Source organism: Deinococcus seoulensis (assembly GCF_014648115.1).
Taxonomy (GTDB): domain Bacteria; phylum Deinococcota; class Deinococci; order Deinococcales; family Deinococcaceae; genus Deinococcus; species Deinococcus seoulensis.
In genome coordinates this window covers 95,098-114,284 of record NZ_BMQM01000006.1, presented here as the reverse complement: position 1 = coordinate 114,284, position 19,187 = coordinate 95,098, and the positions used below count along the sequence as shown (strand labels likewise).

The 19,187-nt window shown below is 69.5% G+C and carries 17 protein-coding genes; 10 read left to right on the top strand and 7 right to left on the bottom strand.

Going from position 1 to position 19,187, the window contains the following annotated elements; genetic code table 11:
* The first annotated feature begins 18 nt into the window (after positions 1-18).
* Positions 19-2,388 carry a DUF6930 domain-containing protein gene (locus IEY70_RS06770; protein ID WP_229777703.1) on the top strand — a complete coding sequence of 790 codons (2,370 nt, stop codon included), beginning with the start codon at positions 19-21 and terminating at the stop codon, positions 2,386-2,388.
* Between the two features lie 149 nt (positions 2,389-2,537).
* On the opposite strand, the gene IEY70_RS06765 is transcribed toward IEY70_RS06770, so the two are convergent.
* On the bottom strand, positions 2,538-2,909 hold the full coding sequence (locus IEY70_RS06765; protein WP_189064241.1) for a VOC family protein: 372 nt from the start codon (positions 2,907-2,909) through the stop codon (positions 2,538-2,540).
* A gap of 73 nt (positions 2,910-2,982) precedes the next feature.
* On the opposite strand from IEY70_RS06765, the gene IEY70_RS06760 reads away from it, so the two are divergent.
* A complete protein-coding gene (locus IEY70_RS06760; protein ID WP_229777701.1) occupies positions 2,983-3,471 on the top strand; it encodes a pyridoxamine 5'-phosphate oxidase family protein in 489 nt (162 codons plus the stop codon).
* 3 nt (positions 3,472-3,474) lie between these two features.
* On the opposite strand, the gene IEY70_RS06755 is transcribed toward IEY70_RS06760, so the two are convergent.
* Positions 3,475-4,245, bottom strand: coding sequence for an ATP-grasp domain-containing protein (locus IEY70_RS06755; protein WP_189064240.1), 771 nt, complete (start codon positions 4,243-4,245; stop codon positions 3,475-3,477).
* 50 nt (positions 4,246-4,295) lie between these two features.
* Here IEY70_RS06755 and IEY70_RS06750 point away from each other — a divergent pair, with 50 nt between their 5' ends.
* A complete protein-coding gene (locus IEY70_RS06750; protein ID WP_189064239.1) occupies positions 4,296-5,474 on the top strand; it encodes a tetratricopeptide repeat protein in 1,179 nt (392 codons plus the stop codon).
* A 71-nt stretch (positions 5,475-5,545) separates the two neighbouring features.
* Here the strand turns inward: IEY70_RS06750 and sufD are convergent, their stop codons facing one another.
* The 4 genes from sufD to sufC form a co-directional block, all read right to left on the bottom strand.
* On the bottom strand, positions 5,546-6,898 hold the full coding sequence (gene sufD / locus IEY70_RS06745) for a Fe-S cluster assembly protein SufD (RefSeq protein WP_189064238.1): 1,353 nt from the start codon (positions 6,896-6,898) through the stop codon (positions 5,546-5,548).
* Between the two features lie 236 nt (positions 6,899-7,134).
* Complete coding sequence (gene sufB / locus IEY70_RS06740) at positions 7,135-8,541, bottom strand: Fe-S cluster assembly protein SufB (protein WP_189064237.1); 1,407 nt, start codon at positions 8,539-8,541, stop codon at positions 7,135-7,137.
* A gap of 12 nt (positions 8,542-8,553) precedes the next feature.
* Positions 8,554-9,156 carry a hypothetical protein gene (locus tag IEY70_RS06735; RefSeq protein ID WP_189064236.1) on the bottom strand — a complete coding sequence of 201 codons (603 nt, stop codon included), beginning with the start codon at positions 9,154-9,156 and terminating at the stop codon, positions 8,554-8,556.
* 15 nt (positions 9,157-9,171) lie between these two features.
* The gene (gene sufC, locus IEY70_RS06730) at positions 9,172-9,927 is read right to left on the bottom strand and encodes a Fe-S cluster assembly ATPase SufC (protein ID WP_078300758.1); all 756 of its coding nucleotides are present in this window, start codon (positions 9,925-9,927) and stop codon (positions 9,172-9,174) included.
* 303 nt (positions 9,928-10,230) lie between these two features.
* On the opposite strand from sufC, the gene IEY70_RS06725 reads away from it, so the two are divergent.
* The 4 genes from IEY70_RS06725 to IEY70_RS06710 all read left to right on the top strand — a co-directional run bounded on the left by IEY70_RS06725 (position 10,231) and on the right by IEY70_RS06710 (position 14,300).
* Positions 10,231-10,917, top strand: a complete 687-nt coding sequence (locus IEY70_RS06725; RefSeq protein WP_189064235.1) for a MotA/TolQ/ExbB proton channel family protein — start codon at positions 10,231-10,233, stop codon at positions 10,915-10,917.
* A 37-nt stretch (positions 10,918-10,954) separates the two neighbouring features.
* Positions 10,955-11,389 carry an ExbD/TolR family protein gene (locus IEY70_RS06720; protein WP_189064234.1) on the top strand — a complete coding sequence of 145 codons (435 nt, stop codon included), beginning with the start codon at positions 10,955-10,957 and terminating at the stop codon, positions 11,387-11,389.
* Positions 11,386-13,458 (top strand): hypothetical protein, encoded by a 2,073-nt coding sequence (locus IEY70_RS06715; protein ID WP_189064233.1) that lies wholly within the window; start codon positions 11,386-11,388, stop codon positions 13,456-13,458. The genes IEY70_RS06720 and IEY70_RS06715 overlap by 4 nt, the downstream gene beginning before the upstream one ends.
* Positions 13,459-13,589: 131 nt before the next feature.
* Complete coding sequence (locus IEY70_RS06710; protein ID WP_189064232.1) at positions 13,590-14,300, top strand: hypothetical protein; 711 nt, start codon at positions 13,590-13,592, stop codon at positions 14,298-14,300.
* A gap of 71 nt (positions 14,301-14,371) precedes the next feature.
* Here the strand turns inward: IEY70_RS06710 and IEY70_RS06705 are convergent, their stop codons facing one another.
* The gene (locus IEY70_RS06705; RefSeq protein ID WP_189064231.1) at positions 14,372-16,303 is read right to left on the bottom strand and encodes an acetate--CoA ligase; all 1,932 of its coding nucleotides are present in this window, start codon (positions 16,301-16,303) and stop codon (positions 14,372-14,374) included.
* 181 nt (positions 16,304-16,484) lie between these two features.
* Here IEY70_RS06705 and IEY70_RS06700 point away from each other — a divergent pair, with 181 nt between their 5' ends.
* The 3 genes from IEY70_RS06700 to IEY70_RS06690 all read left to right on the top strand — a co-directional run bounded on the left by IEY70_RS06700 (position 16,485) and on the right by IEY70_RS06690 (position 19,130).
* A complete protein-coding gene (locus IEY70_RS06700) occupies positions 16,485-17,261 on the top strand; it encodes a type III pantothenate kinase (RefSeq protein ID WP_189064230.1) in 777 nt (258 codons plus the stop codon).
* A 307-nt stretch (positions 17,262-17,568) separates the two neighbouring features.
* Positions 17,569-18,003: a hypothetical protein gene (locus tag IEY70_RS06695; protein WP_189064229.1), complete on the top strand. Its 435-nt coding sequence runs from the start codon at positions 17,569-17,571 to the stop codon at positions 18,001-18,003.
* Positions 18,004-18,200: 197 nt separating this feature from the next.
* Complete coding sequence (locus tag IEY70_RS06690) at positions 18,201-19,130, top strand: TroA family protein (protein WP_189064228.1); 930 nt, start codon at positions 18,201-18,203, stop codon at positions 19,128-19,130.
* Positions 19,131-19,187: the final 57 nt, after the last annotated feature.

Sequence of the window (19,187 nt, the reverse complement as noted above, 5' to 3'; positions counted from 1 at the left end):
GGCGGGTACACTGAACGCATGACAGCACGTCGTCCTCAGTCGCGCGGGATGTGCCGGGCCTGCGGTTTCACCGGCACCAAGGTCGCCATGACCCGCCACCACGACACCTGCCCCCAGCGGCCCCTGCACCGCGTGAAAGCACGCGACGGTTACCGCCTGCGGGTCACGGCCAACTCCCGGTACTGGCTGGACGTCGAGGTGCCTGTCAGTGCCACGCTGGACGACCTGGACGGCTTCCTGCGCGGCATCTGGCTGGAATGCTGCGGGCACCTCAGTGAGTTCTCCATCGGCCCGCAGGAGGACCACGACGACTTCGACCCGTTCCGGCCGCGCCGGAAACGCAAACAACCGACCCTGGAGGAACTGGGCCTGGGCACCGGCGACCGTTTCGACTACACCTACGATTTCGGCAGCAACACCAACCTGAAACTGACCGTCCAGGCACGCGAACCCGTCACCACCACGGCCAGGAACACCGTGCGCCTGCTGGCCCGCAACCTGCCGCCCGAGCTGAGTTGCCAGGAGTGCGGCGCCCCGGCCCGGTGGGCGCACAGCTGGGAGTACGACGACCTGACCGGCCAGCCCACGCTGTACTGCGACCGGCACGGCGAACAGACACGGGAAGAGCAACTTCCGGTCGTGAACTCACCCCGCATGGGCGTGTGCGCCTACGAGGGCGGCAACGACGACGACTGGCCGCCCGCCGAGACCGCCGAGTTGGTCGAGAAAGCTCCCGTAGCCCAGAAGCAGAAGACCAGCGCCCCGAAGACCAGCGCCCCGAAGGCCACCCCGAAGAAGACGCGGGCGTCAGGCACCGGGACGCCCGCCAAGGGACGACCGGACCGGGACGGCTCCCGCGTGTCCGTCGATCCGGATACGGGCGACGCGCTCATCCGGATCGACTCGCCGCGCGTCGCCTCATTCTTCGACGCTGACGATAGGGACATCGATAACAGCAACTTCGAAGACGAGGCCTTCGACCCCGACGCCCTGCGCGCCCTCCCGCTGGACCCTAACCTCGTGTGGATCGTGGCCAGCCGCGAGTTACCGGGCCTGCTGCCACCCGAGGAGGGGCTGCCCAGCGTCACGCTGATCCTGAACGCCGTCACCGGGCAGATCCTGACCACCGAACTCATTCCCGACGCCACCCCGGAAGACGTGCTGGACGTGGTGCTGGACGCCATACTGGACGGCACCAGCGCCAGCGCGCCCGCCCGGCCCCGCCTGATCATCACGCCTGACGCGGCGCTCGCCCCGGTCCTGGCGGACATCCTGACCGACCTGGACATCCAGGTGAACCGGCAGGCCATGCCGGAAATCGACGAAATGTTCGCAGAGATGACCGCGCAGGTCTCGGCCGGACTGATAGACCAGCAGGCCGCCTACGCCCCACGCGCCTTCCTGACAGACACCGACGACGCGACCGTGAGGGCCTTCCAGCAGGCCGGGGCGCGCTTCATGGCAGCCGCACCCTGGCAGACGTTCCCACCGAACCGGCTGCTGCGGGCCAGCTGGACCGCGCCGGACGGCACACCCGCGCAACTGTACGCCCTGGTCATGGGCGAACTGGGCCAGGAGTACGGCCTTGCGCTCTACCCCGACTGGCTGTCGTACGTGCAGCACACGATCAACAGTTTCAACTCGGACCTGGCCCTGCTCGTCACGGGCGGCCTGGAGAGCCTCACCATGAGCACCGAGGCGGAATTCGACCCGCAGGACTGGGCGCGCCTGCGGGCGGCCGGACTGGGCGCACGGACCAAGCAGGCCCCCTCGCTGACACGCTTCACCGCCACCGGCACGGCGCCGGCCCGTACCCCCCTGCACGCCGTGACCGCGCTCCTGAACGCCGTTTCCGAACGGGCCGAACGCAGACGGACGACCGTCACCTCAATGAAAACCGAACTGGACGGCGTGCAGATCCAGTTCCCGGCCGGACCGCGCGACGACCTGAGCCCCGCCGAACAGGAAGGCAGCGTGCGGGTCGTCGTGCGAAGCGGCGGCGCTTTCGTCTCGTCCCGCCCCGTCATCCTGACCGGCCCGCCCGACATGCTGCTCTCACGCGCCTTCAGCGCAGCGCGCAAGGTGCTGCAAGAGAAGGAAAGGAGCCTGAACAAACGCTTCCACCTGCCGTACTACCTGGAATCACCGGACATCCTGATCGAGGACGGCGGCATGTTCGGCGATCTGCACGGCCGAATGTGGGAGAGCCATGTCAGCGCACCGCACCTGACGCTGGCGCACCTCGTCCGGCTGGGCACCCTGATGGACGGGCTGGGGACAGTGCAGGCCACCCGGCAGCCGGGAGTAGTGGACGACCTGACCCTGGAACTGGGCAGCGAAGAGGACGGCCTCCCGATGCCCCCACCCCCCAACCTGCGCCTGCGCTGATCCGAACTGCGGCCAAACGCTTGCTGGTACTCGTACGGATTCCGTTTATTTCGTTGACAACCCGGGAGGGCGCCGGGTTGCCAACTCCACGTCCGGAACCCGCTTTGCTCCTACTCGCTCCGCTCGGATTGAACGGCTTTATAAGCCATTCAATCGGAGTCCGTATCACCCAGGAACGACTCCACCTCGATCACGAACCCGCCCGGCGCGTCGAAGTAGAACGTCAGGCGGCCGTGATTGCGCTGCGGTTCCGGCACCGTGAACCCGGCCGCCAGCAGCCGCTCCCGCACCGCCAGCACCTGCTCGGGCGTGTCCTGAAGGAAGCCCACGTGAAAGGACTTCGGGTACGCCACGTCCCGCGCGCGGAACATGGACAGCAGGAACCCGTCCGGGCCGCGCAGGAACGCCATGTGCTCGTTCACCGGCATGTCCGGCGTGCGCGCGAACCCGAAAAAGGTTTCCATGAGTGAAACGGTGCCCGGTACGTCTGTGACGCTCAGGTTCAGGTGATTCAGTCGCATGCGCCCTTGATACCCCGCGCTGCCCCCGCGAAGTGCACGCCCACCCGCAAATGCCCTGGCCGCGCAAGGCCGCATGAAGGCCCCCTCCTCACTGCATGAACGCCCGCCCACCCGCCTGCCCATCCCGCCCCGTAGCGTGGAAGGCATGCCCGACCAGAAGATGACCCAGCTGGCCCGCAAGATGCGCGGCCTGGACCTGTGCCTGATGACCACCGTCACCAGCTACGGCCGCCTCGCCTCCAGACCCATGAGCAACAACGGCGAGGTCGAGTACAACGGCACCAGCTACTTCTTCACCTGGGCGGACTCCCGCACCGCCAGAGACATCGGGAAGAACAGGCACGTGCAACTGAACTTCCGCGCCGAGAAGGAGTTCCTGTTCGTGGCCGTGCAGGGCGAGGCCACCCTGACCACCGACCGCGACGCCATGCAGCAGCACTGGCAGGAGCAACTCACGCAGTGGTTCAAGGAAGGCCTGGACACCCCCGGCCTGACCATGATCGAAGTGAAAGCCCGGCGCGTGAACTGGTGGGGCGAGGAAGACGGCGAGATCGAACTGTAAGGATCACGCGCCCTCCCATACGGTCATGAACTGCTCCGGCGTCCAGCCCACCAGATCAGACACCTGCCCGTCCCCGACCTCCACCACGCGCCACACACCATCCGCGCGCCGGGCGATATCCACAGAGAAGAAAGGTGACGGGATGCGCCCCGCTACAAGGCGAACCAGTTCCGGCACCCCCTCACTGTCCGCGCTGAACGCCCGGCCCGCCCTCACGAAGAACCGCGCCTCCGACGCCGGGTCCAGATCCTCCACGCGGCGCACGCACACCCCACCCTCAATCTGCCCCCGGAAGTGCGCCATGCGCTCCAGCAGTTCCCCAATCTGATCAGAGCGCGTGATGACGCTGCCCGCCCCGGTCTTCAGTGACTTCACGAAGTCCTTCACGAAAAAGCCGTCCCAGCCCAGCTGCTCTAACTGGGGCGGAAGGTCGCTCAGGTCCGTGAAACACACCGTTTCCGGCGTCACATCCGCCAGGAGCGGCGCCCAGCGCAGAAGGTGATGCGCCGCCAGATACGCCTCTGGCGAGGTCATCACCCACGCCCCCGCCCCCTGCACGGCATCCACAAATGCCCGGTAACCGGCACCGTCCAGCATCCAGCCCCGGTACAGCACTGTCTCGCCCGGCATCAGCGCCGGCCGGAACACCCGGTCACCATCAAGGGCACAGGTGGACACCGACCACCCCCGCCCGGCAAACGCTTCTGCCTGGGCGGCAAAGGTCTCATCGGGCTGACGAGGGTTGAAGTAATCCGCCGGGAACACGACGCGCATTCCGTCAGTGTAGGCGGCGTGCGGGCGCGGCGGGACGTACAGTGCAGAGCGTGAAGCGTCTGCCCCAGCTCATCCTGACTCTCCTGCTCGCGGGCGCCCTTGTGCTGCCCGGCGCCGGGGCGACCCTGGTGTCACCGCTACAGCCTGCGCAGGTGGCCCGGAGCGTTCAGGCCTCCGCGAAGTTGCTCACGCCGGACGAGGTGATCGTCCTGATGAACGCGGGCCGCCTGACCGACGCCGAAACCGCCGCCCGCGCCGCCTCGGCCGCGCACCCGGAATCCGCGCGGTCCCTGCTGCTGCTGGCGCGCATTCAGGCGCGGCAGGGGAGACTCCCGGAGGCCCGCGCCGCCCTGAGCCGCGCCCAGACGCTCCCGCAGTGGGATGAGCAGGAACTCGGCGTGCCCTTCGAGTCGCCGGGCGACATAGAGCAGGTCATGCTGCGCGACCCGGCCGCCGCGCGCGGACTGCTGGCCGACGTGCTGCTGGCTGAGGGGGACGACCCCAAGGCGTACTACCTGCTCGCCATGACCGAGGCCCTCGCCCGCCAGTGGGACACCTCACGCGCCGCGCTGGCACAGGCACGCGCCCTGTCGCCCAGTCTGGGATTCGCGGACCCGGAGTCGCTGGCCTCACTGGAACGGGCGTTGCAGCAGAATCAGCCTCCTGTCCTGGACGGCCCGGCGCTGGCCCTGTCGCCGTGGCGGTTCTGGTGGGTCGGGCTGCTGATGTTCCTTGTGTGGTTCGTGTGGTGGGCCGTCCGGGCAGGCCAGAAGATGGCCGCCGAGGAGGCTGCCAACCGCGCCGCACGCATCGAGAAGGCCACCCTGACGGCCGCCGATCTGGACCGGCAGGTGCAGCAGGAACTCGCCGCGGCCCGCCGCGACACCCCGCAGGAGCAGCGCCGCGCCACCCGACTGGAGCAACTGGCCGCGCAGGTGATCGAATGGCAGGAGAAAGCCCTGGCTGACCGCATCAGCGCCGCCCTGATGGAAGCCACGTACCGCCGCCTGCACGCCGCCGCGCAGAGCGACGACGCCCACGCCGCGTACACGGCCGAGGAAGCCGAGAAGGCCGCGAAAGAACAGGCGCGCCAGCAGGCAGAAGCGAAACGCCGCGCCGAGGAGAAGAAAACCAGTGGCCCGTCCAGCCTGCGAAAAAGTGAACGCAGCAGCTGGAGCAGTGGCCGCAGCAGCTCCCGCCGCGACAACTCCGGCGGCAGCAAGTGGTGACGGGCAGGCGCAGCGGACAAAGCAGAGCGGTCAGCTCCCGCAGGAACTGACCGCCGCCGGAAACGGGACGCTTAGGCTGCGCCGACCTTCCGGGCGATGATGCCCTCGATGTACTTCACGACGCTCTTCAGGGGCACGCGGCCCAGCACGTCCTCCAGGAACGCCGTGACCAGCATCTTCTCGGCGACCTCGCGGGCAATGCCGCGTGAACGCAGGAAGAACAGCGCCTCCTGATCGACGGGGCTGGTGGTGCTGCCGTGGCTGCACCGCACGTCGTTCGCGTTGATTTCCAGCTGCGGCACGCTGAAGTTCCGCGCGTCGCTGCTCAGCATCAGGGTGCGGTGCTTCTGGTACGCGTCGGTCTTCTGCGCGCCCAGGTCCACCTTGATCATGCCGCTGAACACGCCGACGGAGGCGTCGTTGTTCACGCCCTTGTACAGCAGGTCGCTGTACGCGTTCGGCGCGGCGTGGTGTTGCAGGGTGTAGTGATCGAAGTGCTGATCCCTGTTCGCGAAGTACAGGGCCAGCATCTCGCTGTTCGACCCCTGCCCGCGCAGGTAGGACTGCATCTCGGTGCGGCTCAGGGTGCCGCCCATCGTGACGACCAGCGAGTTCAGGGTCGCGTCGCGGCCCACGTCGCCACGCTGACGCTGGATGTGCGTGACACCCTCGCCCCAGTTCTGGATGCTGACGTACCGGACGCGCGCGGCGTCCTTCACGACCAGTTCGACCGCGCCGATCGCGTACGTGCCGGGCAGCGCCTCGCTGTCCTGCTCGTCGATGAACGTCACCTGCGCGTTCTCCTCGGCCACGACCAGCGTGCGGGTCGCGGTGTACGTCCCGGCGTCACTCATCACGCGGAACGAACCCAGGGGCAGTTCGACCTCCACGCCGCGCGGCACGTACACGAACGCACCGTTCGTCCACAGGGCGGCCGCCAGCGCCGAGAACTTACCCTCGCTGGGGTCCGGGCTCTTGCTGGGCGTCGTGCCCGGCGCGGCAATCGTCGTGTCGTCCGGCACTTCCGCCGGAACCACGCTGTAGAGGTACTGCTGCACTTTATCTGCGTGCTGCTCCACGGCCGTCTTCAGGTCCGTGAAAATCACGCCCTTCGCCGTCAGTTCCGCCGGGAGTTCCGTGCGGTACACCACGTCCGGCCCGTCCAGCACGAGGAACGCGCCCACGTCCGTGCCGGTCAGGCGGTCCTGCACGCTCTGCGGCAGCGCGGACACGTCCGACACCACGTCGCGCTTCCCGTGCGGGCGCAGCGCGTCGAAATCCACGTCCACGCGCGTGTACTTCCACGCCTCCACCGACTCCTGCGGCACGTCCAGCGTCGTGAACAGCTCCAGGCTTTCCTTACGCTTTGCGGTCAGCCACTCCGGCCCCTGCACCTGCGCCAGTTGATCATTGAATGTCGTCATGAACCCTCCTTGATTACGTTGTTACGGGCATCCCCAGGCAGCACGGCTGCTCCGGCGGGGGGAACCCCTCAGTCCGCTGCGCGGCCAGCTCCCCCCGGGGGGGGCAGGGCACACCAGGCCTCCCCTCAAGGGGAGGTGCCCCGGAGGGGCGGAGGGGTCGCCCTGCGGCCGCGGTGATGGAATCCGTCTGCCTGCCGGACCGGCGCGTCATGACCGGTCCGGCAGACGAGGGAAGATCAGCCGACCGAGCCTTCCATTTCCAGTTCGATCAGGCGGTTCAGTTCCACGGCGTACTCCAGCGGGAGTTCCTTCGCGATGGGTTCGATGAAGCCGCGCACGATCAGCCCAGCAGCCTCGTCCTCGCTCAGGCCGCGGCTCTGGAGGTACAGGATCTGGTCGTCGTTGATCTTGGACACCGTGGCTTCGTGGCCGACGCGGGCGTCCTTTTCCTCGATCTCGATGTAGGGGTAGGTGTCGGTGCGGGCCTCGTCGTCGAGGAGCAGGGCGTCGCATTCCACGTTCGTCTGGCTGCCCCTGGCACCCTCGTAGATCTTCACGAGGCCACGGTAGGAGCTGCGGCCCGAGTCCTTGCTGATGCTCTTGCTGACGATGGTGCCGCTGGTGTTCGGGGCGAAGTGCACGATCTTCGCGCCGGCGTCCTGGTGCTGGCCGCGACCGGCCATGGCGATCGACAGGACTTCACCGCGCGCGCCTTCCTCCAGCAGGTAGCAGGCGGGGTACTTCATGGTGACCTTGCTGCCCAGGTTCCCGTCCACCCACTCCATCACGCCGTTGCCGTACACGGCGGCGCGCTGGGTCACGAGGTTGTAGACGTTGTGGCTCCAGTTCTGGATGGTGCTGTACCGGAAGCGGGCGCCTTCCTTCACGACGATCTCGATCACGCCGGAGTGGAAGGAATCACTGGAGTACGCGGGGGCGGTGCAGCCCTCGATGTAGTGGGCCTGCGCGCCCTCGTCGATGATGATCAGGGTCCGCTCGAACTGCCCGCTGCTCTCCGCGTTGATGCGGAAGTACGTCTGGAGGGGGATGTCCACCTTGACGCCCTTGGGCACGTACACGAACGAGCCGCCCGACCACACGGCGGAGTTGATGGCCGCGAACTTGTTGTCCTCGGGGGGCACGATGGTGGCGAAGTGCTCACGGAACAGGTCCGGGTACTCCTTCAGGCCGTCCTCGATGCTCAGGAACACCACGCCCAGCTTCTCCCACTCCTCTTTCAGGTTGTGGTACACCATCTCGGATTCGTACTGGGCGCCCACACCGGCCAGCGCGGCGCGCTCGGCTTCGGGGATGCCCAGACGCTCGAAGGTCTGCTTCACGTCGTCCGGCACGTCATCCCACGAGCGGGCGTTCGCACCCTCGGGCTTGATGTAGTAGTAGATCTCGTCAAGGTCCAGCCCCGACAGGTCCGCGCCCCAGGTGGGCATGGGCTTGGAGTAGAAGATGTCCAGCGCCTTCAGGCGGAAGTCCAGCATCCACTGGGGTTCGTCCTTGGCCCGGCTGATCATCTCGACCACGTCACGGCGCAGGCCCTTGGGGGCCTTCACGGCGTAGCGTTCGGGGTTGCTCCAGCCGTACTCGTACTCTTTGTTGATCTCGTTCACTTCAGGATTGATGGTCATGATGACCTCCTTTTATTTGTTCCAGTAGAAGCAATAGGCGGTTTTCTCAGGGTTTCTGACGATGAAAGCATCGGAATATTCGTTCTTCTCGTATTGCTCCTCAGTGAACCCTATTCGAGTGTGAGAAGCGGCGAAGGCTTTTTCTGGATCGATGCTGCACGGAGTCTCGCCATCGCTTGGATTTGAGTGCTGAAAATCATATTCCCTGCATTCCGATCCTGCTGCAACGTGCTCACATTCTAACCATTCCTTGCCTTTGCCCAGTCGAGCCTCCATAGCGCTAGAAAAGTCTACCTGGAAGTAAAATATTCCGATATCAAATGCATTTCGATAGAGGAGGATTCTGGAAGACTCAGGCTCTCTTTTGAAAATCTTCTTCGATATGAGAGTGATAGCGTCGAAGTGTGCCTTTGTAGCCTTTTGATATTCAGAGAATACGAAATTGAACAAAGTAACAGAGAGGGCAATGCAGAGTGTGGGCAGGATCAGCAGGAAATACCATTTCTTACGGGCGGCGATGTATGTACTGACGATTGCGAGACATAGGAGCAACCCGAGGGGGAAATAGAAGACAAATCCGGCTTCAGTCGAGTTCAACCACTGGAGAAGCGACACGCGTGCGCTTCAGGTTCAGGCGGTGGCGAGTTCCTTGACCCAGTCGTAGCCTTCGGTGTCCATCTTCTTGGCGAGTTCGGGGCCGCCGGTCTGGACGACCTTGCCGTCGAGGATGATGTGGACCTTGTCGGGGACGATGTAATCCAGCAGGCGCTGGTAGTGGGTGATGATCAGGCCGCCGAGGTTCTCGCCGCGCATGGAGTTCACGCCCTTGGAGACGATCTTCAGGGCGTCGACGTCGAGGCCGCTGTCGGTTTCGTCCATGATGATGTAGTTGGGTTCCAGCATCAGCATCTGGAGGATCTCGTTGCGTTTCTTCTCGCCGCCGGAAAATCCGGCGTTCAGGTAGCGTTCGACGATGCTCTCGTCCCATTCCAGGGTCTTGAGGGCGCTCTGGAGTTTGCCGTAGAACTCGGTGAAGGAGACTTCTTCGCCTTCGGCCTTGCGGGCCTGCATGGCGAGGCGCAGGAAGTTGGCGATGGTGACGCCGGGAATCTCGACGGGGTACTGGAAGGCCAGGAAGACGCCGAGGCGAGCGCGTTCGTCGGGTTCCATCTCCAGGATGTTCTGGCCGTCCACGAGGACTTCGCCCTGCGTGACGGTGTATTCGGGGTCGCCGACGATGACCTTGGCGAGGGTGCTCTTGCCGTTGCCGTTCGGTCCCATGATGGCGTGCAGTTCGCCGCGGGGGACGATCAGGTTGATGCCCTTGAGGATTTCGGTGTCGCCGACGGTGGCGTGCAGGTTGCGGATTTCGAGCTGGTGGGTCATGCGGGCTCCTTCGGGAATCAGGGGGTTTTGTTAGGAATGATTCCTACTTACCGGGTTATTTTACCCGCCGCAGCCTGCAAAGTCGAGTGATTCACTGCGGATTCTGCCGGGGCAGGCAGGGCACAGGCAGGATAAGGATTGCTTCTGGCCGCGTGAACGCCCTCGCCGCCGACCCACTCCCCACGTCCCGCCCGCTCTCGACTCTCACTGCTGCCCGTACACCGCATCCAGCCCCTCTCCTCATGAGTGCCGCGCACGCCGTTTTCACGCTTGCCACGCGCGTGCGTGCTACCCGTGGGGAACATGAACGTCATTGACCTCTTCCGCGCCGCCGGACCCCTGTTGTGGGTGCTGCTGGCCCTGTCCGTGTACGTCGTGTACCTGAGTGCCGCGCGCGCACAGGCGCTGTCCCGCATGGGCGCCGACGCCCGCACCCTGATCGAACGCGCCCGCGCCGTCACCGCCGAGAGCGGCCCGGCCGCCGCGCTGGCCGAGGTGGACCGCGCCGCGCACCCCAGCCCCGCCGCGCAGGTCCTGCGGGCCGGACTGGCCCGCGCCGACCGTGGCGCAGACGCCGCGCAGGCCGCCATGCAGTCCGCGCTGCTGACCGAGGACGCCCGCCTGTACGCCGGACTGGGCGCTCTGGGCACCGCCGCGCAGATCGGGCCGCTGCTGGGCCTGCTGGGCACCGTGATCGGCATGGTGCGGTCGTTCCTGGTGTTCAGCCAGACGACCAACCCCACGCCCGCGCAGCTTGGCACCGGGATCAGTGAGGCGCTGGTCAACACAGCGGCCGGGCTGGTCGTGGCGATCATCGCGTACGTGTGCCGCAACGCCCTGCGCCTGAAAGCCGACCGGCTGGCCCTGCAGGCCGAACAGGTGCGCGAGGACCTGCCCGGCTGGCTGACCCGCCCCACCCCCGCCACCCGTCCCGCCGTGCCCGCCGCGCCGCTGCCGGAAGTCGCCATGAACTTCGGCGGGGCGCAGTGAGGTCTGAACGCATGCAGTCCAGTGGCGTGAGGTCGGTGTGAGCGCCGCCCGCCGCCGCTTCCGGGAGGACGCGGACACCGTGACCTTCGACTTCGCGCCGATGGTGGACATCGTGCTGCTGCTGCTGATCTTCTTCTTCCTGACCAGCAACCTGGGCGCCCGGCAGAACGCCCTGCCGCTGGACCTGCCGCGCGCCAGCAGCACCGTGCAGGAAACCCCGGACCTGCCCATCGTGAGCGTCACCCGCACCGGGAAGGTGTTCCTGAACGGCCAGGAAACCACCCTGACCCGCCTGGGCGGCCGCCTGGAACCCCTGGCCAGAGCGTCGGGCGGACTGGTGGGCCTGCGCGCCGACGAACGCGGGAACTACGGCACGGTCGTGCGCGTCATGGACGAGATCAAGAAGGCCGGGGGTTCCCGCCTGGCGCTCGGCACCCAGCCGGACGGCGCGGCGGGGGAGAGCACGCCGTGACCACCGCCCCGCGTCCCGGCCCCACGGGTGGCCCTGGCCGCTCCTCACCTGAACGGCGCGAACAGGTCCGGGCGGGCGTGGTGGCCGTCGCCGTGCACGCGGCCCTGCTGACGGGCCTGCTGCTGCTGCGGCCCCAGCCGCTCCCGGACGCCGGGACGCCCGACCTGAGCGCCGCGCCCATGGAGGTCGTCACGCTCGCCCCGCCCGCTGTCCGTACCCCACCTGCCGCTGTGCCGGTCCCCACGTCCAGGGTGACCGCTGCGCCCCGGCAGACCACCGCACCCCAGTCGAAGCCCGAGCAGTCGAAGCCCGAGCAGTCGAAGCCCGAGCAGCCGGAACCGCAACCCGCCGCGCAACCCGAGGCGCCCCCCCCCCCCCCGCAACCCACGCCCGCGCCCACCCAGCCGACCGCAGAGGCCGCGCCTCCCACGTCTGCGCCCTCCACGTCTGCGCCTGCCGGGGCGCCCGCCCCGGCCCCCCGCGCGGCCAGTCCGGCCCCGGTCACCCCGCAGCCCTCCGAGCCCAGCCCGGCGAACCCGCGCCCCACGCCCGACCCCACCCCGGCACCGGTTCCCCCGGCGCAGAGTGCGGCCGAGCCGATCACCCCGACCCCGATCACCCCGCCCCCGGTCACTCCGGCACCGGCAGAACCGGCCCCTCCGGCGGCCCAGGCGGCGGCTCCATCGGGCACGCCGTCCGACCCGGTGCCCGCCGTGACCGCCTCTGCGCAGTCCGCTGGGCAGTCCGCTGCCCAGCCGACCGCGCCGGACGTGCCAGCCGCTCCGGCGCGCACCCCGGCCGTGACCACCCCGGACCCGCAGGCGCAGGAGGCGGCCGTGCAGCCCCGCACGCCCGCCAGCGCCGCTCCGCCCGCATCGGTCGCGGCCCTGCCCCGCCGGGAGGACGCCGCGCCCGGCAGCGCCCCCACCGACGCCGCGCCGCGCGCCGCAACGGGCCGCCCCACGGCCTCGCCGGACCCGGTGACCGTGACGGCCATCCCGGCCCGCCCGCAGTCCAGACCGGCTGCCACCGGCACGCCCGCCGAGGCAGCCCCGCGCGCCACCCTGCCGGACGCGTCGCCCGTCACCACGCCGGACCCGGCGGCGCCCAGTCGCACCCAGCCCGGCCGTGCCCAGGCCAGCGGCGACACCAGCGCCGGAAACGCGACCGGCAGCGCCCCGCAGGCGTCCGCGCGGCCCACCCCGGCCCCGACACCCGCGCAGGCAGCGCCCGCCACGGCTGCGCCCCGCACGGCACCTTCCGGCACGGCGGCCACCCCGGCCGCCTCTGAACCGGCACCCACTGCACCGGCCCCCGTGACCCCATCCGCCGCCCCGGCTGCGGCCCCCTCTGCCCCGGCGGCGGCGGCCCGGCCTGCCCCCACCCCGGAGGCGGCCCCGCCCGCAGGTGGCGCGGCTGCCCGCACACCGGCCCGCACACCGGCAGGGGGTGACAGCAACCCTGATGCCAGTGCGCCGCCTGCCAGCGCCGCTGCACGCCCGCCGGGCAGCGCGGCCGGGAACACGCCCGCCGGTGCAGAGGCGCCCGCACCGGCGCAGGCCAGTCGGGGCGGCAGCGGTCCTGACGCCACGCCCGGCGCGGACGGCCCGGCAACCGCCGCCCCACGCACCGGCCCCGGCGGCACCGGCGCGGCCGCGACCCCCGCCGCGCCCGCCGGGACGGTCGCGCGCGGCGGCGGCGGCGAGGGCAGCGAGACGCGCCCGCTGACCTGCACGGTCGTGATCGACGTGCGCGGCCTCGGGGCGTTCCAGCGGGACATGACCAGCGTCGTGTACGCCGAGGGCGGCGCGCAGATCTGGCCGGACGCCGCACTCATCAAGGGCGTCAGCAGCCGCCTCGTGCAGGAGGGCAGCCTGCACACCTACGTGACCAGCGAGGCCGAACTGTCCGCGTTCAAGAACATCACCCGCGTCAGGGCCGCCCGCATCCAGTCCAACCGCTACGCGCCCACCTCGAAGGTGTACACGGACGTGACCCTCTCGGCCAGCGCCGCCGCGCAGTTCCGCTCGGCCGGGCAGGCCTGCCGGGTCGTGTACCTCAAGACCTGAGCGGCACAACCTGACCCGCCCACCCACGGTCAGGTGCGCGTCATGTTCACCTGACCTCATGCTCGGTACGCACGCCGACCATTGCCCGCCGACCAGTGACATTGCCCCACCACCCCTTCCGGAGGTTCCCCATGCTCATCCCCAAGCCCGCCCGCCTCACCCTGACCCTCGGCCTCGCCGCGCTGCTGGCCGCGCCCGCCCACGCCTGGGTTCCCAAACTGGAAGACACCACCGCCCGGAACGTCATCGACGGCGCGTACGGCCGCCGCGACCCGGTCCCCACGTACCTGATCACCAGCCTGAAGGTCAAGGACGGTCAGTTCGAGGCCGGGGAGGGCGCCGTGACCGCCTTCGACGGCGGGGCCGCCTGCGTCGCCGACTGGCTGGCCGCCCCGCAGGACTACGCGCGCGGCAGCCGACCCGTCACCGTGACCGCCAGCGGACAGGCCGACCAGCTGTTCTTCCAGGCGCAGGACGCCCGCGACAACTTCAGGAACCTCAGCGCGGCCGACGCCCTGACCGACGAGTACGCCAGCAAACGCCTCCCGGACGGGCAACTGCGCATCGACATCGCCGTGCAGGGCCTCCCGAGTGAACGGGCGCGCGGCGCGTACCTCGTGCGCCTGAAAGGCGCAGACGGCAAACTGATCGCCCCCGTGAAAAGCACCTACGTGAACGACTTCAAGGAGGAAGGCGGCACTTGGAGCGGCACCCTGGTGTACTACTTCGAACCCCTCAAGGCCGGGCTGGGTGCCAGCGACACCGTGAGCCTCCTGCTGCGCACCGAGGCGGACACGAACTGCGCGTACTCCGTGCCCGTGAACCTCGGCAAGTTCAGCTGAAGAGGGCTGCAGGGAGCGGGGAGTGGGTCGGTGGCCTGGGCGGCTGACCCCTCCCTACTCTCTATTGCCCGCTATGCCTGTTGCCCGCTATCCACGGCTGCCGCCAGCAACGCCCGCACGGTGTCGATGGCGTCGGGGTTCTCCAGGCTGCTCAGGTCGCCGCCCGCCTGACCGGTGATCAGCAGGTCGCGCAGGACGCGGCGCATGATCTTGCCGCTGCGGGTGCGGGGCACGGTGGGCGTGACGATCACGCGCGCCGGGCGGGCAATGGCGCCCACGCCCCGCACGACGGCCTCGGCCAGTTCGCGTTGCAGCTGCGGGCTGCCCTGCGCGTCGCCGCGCGGCACTACGAACGCGACGGGCACCGAGCCTTTCACGTCGTCGGGCATGGCGACCACGGCCGCCTCGGACACGGCCGGGTGCGTGATCAGCGCCGCCTCCATCTCCATGGTGCCGATGCGGTGCCCGGCGACGTTCATCACGTCGTCCAGGCGGCCCGTCACCCACAGTTGCCCGTCTTGGTCCAGCAGGGCGGCGTCGCTGGCGGCGTACGCGCCCGGGTGGTCGCTCAGGTACGTGGCGCGGTAACGGTCATGGTCGCCCCACACGGTCCGCGCGAGGCACGGGAACGGCTCGGTCAGGGTCAGGGCGCCCAGTTCGCCCGGCGCGGCTTCAAGTCCGTCGTCCCGCACGATCCGGGCGCGGTAGCCGGGCAGCGGGTGCCCGCACGCGCCGGGCCGGGTGGGGGTCAGGCCGACCATGCTGGCGGCCCAGGCGGTGCCGGTCTCCGTCTGCCCGTACGTGTTGTTGATGAACACGTTCCCGGCGCCCAGCGTGTCGTGCGCCCAGTGCCACGTTTCCGGGTCCAGGGGTTCCCCGACCAGCCCGATCAGCTCCAGGCGGCTCAGGTCGTGGCCGCGCAGGGCGTCGTCCCCGGCGCGGCGCAGCATCCGCAGGGCGGTGGGGGCCGTGAAGACCTTCGTGACGCCGTAGGCGGCGATCAGTTCGTACGGCCGGGCGGGCGTGGGCGTGTCGATGCTGCCCTCGTAGATCACGTGCGTCGCCCCGTGCGCCAGCCCTCCCACCAGCGCAAAGATCGGGAAGGTCAGCCAGCCCACGTCGGCGGTGCACCAGTACGTGTCCTGCCCATGCAGGTTCAGGGTCCATTTCACGTTCGCGTACGCGCCGGTCAGGAAACCCAGCCCGGCGTGCACCAGGCCCTTGGGTTTACTGGTCGTGCCGCTGGTGTAGATGATGAACCCCGGCTCGTTCGCCTCCAGCATGACCGGGTCGGCGCGGCGCGTGGTGGCGTCCAACAGTTCCTGAAAGTCCAGTTCCCCGGCGTGCAGGGGGTGGCCTGCGTCCACGCGCCGCGCCACGATCACCTGTGCGGGCGGCAGGCCGGTCAGGGCCTCGTCCAGCGTGGCCTTCAGCGGCACGACCCGCCCGCGCCGCAGCGTGGCGTCCGTACAGACCACCACCTTCGGGCGGGCGTCCTCCAGGCGGTCGCGCACGGCGGCGGCACTGAAGCCCGCGAAGATCACCGAGTAGATCGCCCCGATGCGGTAGCAGGCGTGAATGGCGATGAACGCCTCGGGCACGTTCCCTAGGTAGACGGCCACCCGGTCCCCGCGCGTCACGCCCAGGTCCTGCAACGCAGCGGCGAAGCGGGCCGCCGCGTCCGTCAGTTGGCCGTACGTCCAGGTTTCACGCAGGCCGTCCTCGCGTTCGTAGCGCAGCGCCACACGCTCTGGCGGGTGCCGGTCCAGGCAGTTCACGCTGACGTTCCCGGTCGCGCCGGGAAAGTACCGGAAATCGCCCAGCGTGCCGTCCAGCGCCGCAGTGGGCGGCGTGTCCCAGCTGAGTTCCTGCGCCACGTGCAGCCAGTACGCCTGCGGGTCCAGGTCGCGCAGGCGTCGCGCCTCGGCGGGCGGGACGGGCGGGCGGGCACTCAGGGCGGCGGTGGGCGGCACGAGCGGGGCAGACAGCAGGGCAGCGTCCATGAAACAACCTCCGGTGGGGGAAAGAAGGGGGGATGTCGGGGTGTGTGATTGGGTTGTGTGGAAGCCCAGGCTACCGCCCCCGCATGAGCGGTGTGAACGCAACCCAGCCCGCCGTCCCTCATGCGCGAACCCCCGCACGGCGCGTGCCGGGCAGCCCCCCGGCTGCTCTACACTGCGGGGCGTGCCCGCCTTTCCCCTTCTGGCCGTGGATATCGGCAACACCAGCACCGTCATCGGGCTCGCGGACGAGAGCCTGAACCTCACGCACACGTGGCGCGTACGCACCAACCGCGACGTGCTGCCCGACGACCTCGCGCTGCAACTGCACGGGCTGTTCACGCTGGCCGGGGCCAGTGCGCCCCGCTCGGCCGTGCTGAGCAGCGTCGCGCCGCCCGTCGGTGAGAACTACGGACTGGCGCTGCGCCGGCACTTCATGGTCGAGGCGTTCAGCGTGAGCGCCACCAACCTGCCGGACGTGAACGTGGAACTCGACCAGCCCGACGCGGTCGGCGCGGACCGCCTGTGCAACCTGTTCGGCGCGGAACGCTACATGAGCACCCACGAGTACGCCGTGGTCGTGGATTTCGGGACGAGCACCAACTTCGACGTGATCGGCCGGGGCCGCCGCTTCCTGGGCGGCGTGCTCGCCACGGGCGCGCAGGTCAGCGCCGACGCGCTGTTCAGCCGCGCCGCGAAACTGCCGCGCATCACGTTGCAGGCGCCGCAGACGGCCATCGGGCGCAACACCACGCACGCCCTGCAGTCGGGGCTGGTGTTCGGGTACGCCGAGATGGTGGACGGCCTGCTGCGCCGCATCCGCGCGGAACTGCCGGGCGAAGCGGTCGCCATCGCCACCGGCGGGTTCGCCCGCACCATCGAGGGCATCTGCCGCGAGATCGACCACTACGACGAGACCCTGACCCTGCGCGGTCTCGTTGAACTCTGGGCCAGCCGCTGACCGCCCGCTGAGCACCACACGCTGACCGGACCCACACCTGTTGCTCCCCACACCTGTCACTCCGCCCGCGTATGCAGTTCAGGCCGGATCGGATCACTGCAACGGGCGCCCAGCGCGGAAATACACGCTTCTCTCAGAAGGGCGCGCCGTGCGGGGCGCAGGGGTCCGGGCGTGCCACACGCGCTTTCCGGCTCCCTCCCTGCCCCGGCCGTCATGAGAGCGTGCGGCGCAAGCCACAAGGGTCGCCCCGATCCTCTCAAGGTCGTGCCACACGGCCCGCGCATCATCTGGGTCAGGAGGAACCACCATGACCAAGACCAAGATGATGACCGCCCTGACCGCCCTCGCCCTGACCGCCGGTGCCGCATCGGCGCAGACCAGCAGCACCGGCAGTGTCGGCGTGAACCTCGGCGCCGGACTGGGCACGGTCCTCGCAGGACAGGCGCAGGGCAGTGAAGGCGCGGGCAGCGGCAGCCTGCTCGGCGCGGTCGACAGCGCCCTGAACGTGGGCGTGAACGCCAGTGGCAGCACCACCACGACCGACAACGACGGCGGGAGCACCAGCAGCGAGGGGAGCCTGAACGTGGGCCTGTCCGGCACCCTGAGCGGCCTGCTGGGCGGCAGCGCCAGCGGCAGCAACACCGGGAGCGACGGCACAGGCGGCGCCAGCCTGATCGGCGGCCTGACGGGCACCCTGAACCTCGGCGTGGACGCCAGCGGCAGCACCACCACCCGCCCCTGAGCCCCCTTTCCTGAGCGGGAACCGGACAGGTAGCCTCCGGGAGACAAGGAAGGCCAGAGCGTGCAGGCAGAAGTGAGTGAAAGCGAGACAGCAGGGCCCCCGGACGGCAGCGCGGGGGCCCTGCCCGCTGTTTCCATGCCGGTTGGCCCGGCGCACCTGCTGCCCTGCGCCCCCAGCGGATGCTCTACGCTACGCGCATGACCCGTGCCGAGCCTCCCGCCGCGCCCGGCCTGCCGTCCGGTCCTGCCCGGATCGTGAGCCTGCTGCCCAGCGCCACCGACCTGCTGTTCGACCTGCTGAGCGAGTCCGGGCTGAGCGGGCGGGTGGTGGGCGTCAGTCACTCCTGCGATCACCCGCAGGCGCGGGGACTGCCGGTCCTCACGCGGTCCATCGTGGACAGCGCCGCCCCGCAGGCCCAGATCGACCGGGCCGTCAGTGACGCCGTGCGCGAGGGCCGCGCGCTGTACCAGGTGGACGGACCGCTGCTGGACGCCCTGAACCCGGATCTGGTGGTCACGCAGGGCGTGTGCGAGGTCTGCGCCGTCACGCCCGGCACCATCGAGGCAGCCACGCGGTACCTGCCGGGCTGCCTGCCCGCCGGGAACGTCCTGAGCCTGGAGGGCCGCGACCTGAGCGGCATCCTGGACGACCTGCGCGCCCTGGGCGAGGCTGCCGGAATGCCGGAACGCGCCGGGGCGCTGGCCGCGCAGGCACAGGCCCGCTGGGACGCCGTGCAGCCCGCCCCGCACACACCACGCGTCCTGACGCTGGAATGGACGGACCCGCCCTTCTACGGCGGTCACTGGGTGCCGGGGCAGGTCGAGCGGGCCGGGGGCGTGAACGTGCTGGGCGCCGCCGGGACCGACTCGGGCCGCTTCGACTGGGCGCAGGTCGGGGCGCTGCGGCCCGACGTGACGGTCGTCATGTGCTGCGGGTACGGTCTGGGCGACAACGTCGCGTTCGCCCGCGCCCTGGACCCGCAGCGGCCGCTGGGGCAGGTGTGGGCGGTGGATGCGAACGCCCTGTTCAGCCGCCCCTCGCTGGGCGTGGTGCGCGGCGCCGAGGTGCTGGCGGCCCTGCTGCGCGGCGAGGCCACTCCCGGCCAGAGCGAACGCATCACACGCTGAACTCCGGTCAGCACTGAGATCCGAAGGGTGCTACAGGGCAGTGGGGGAGAACGGCGC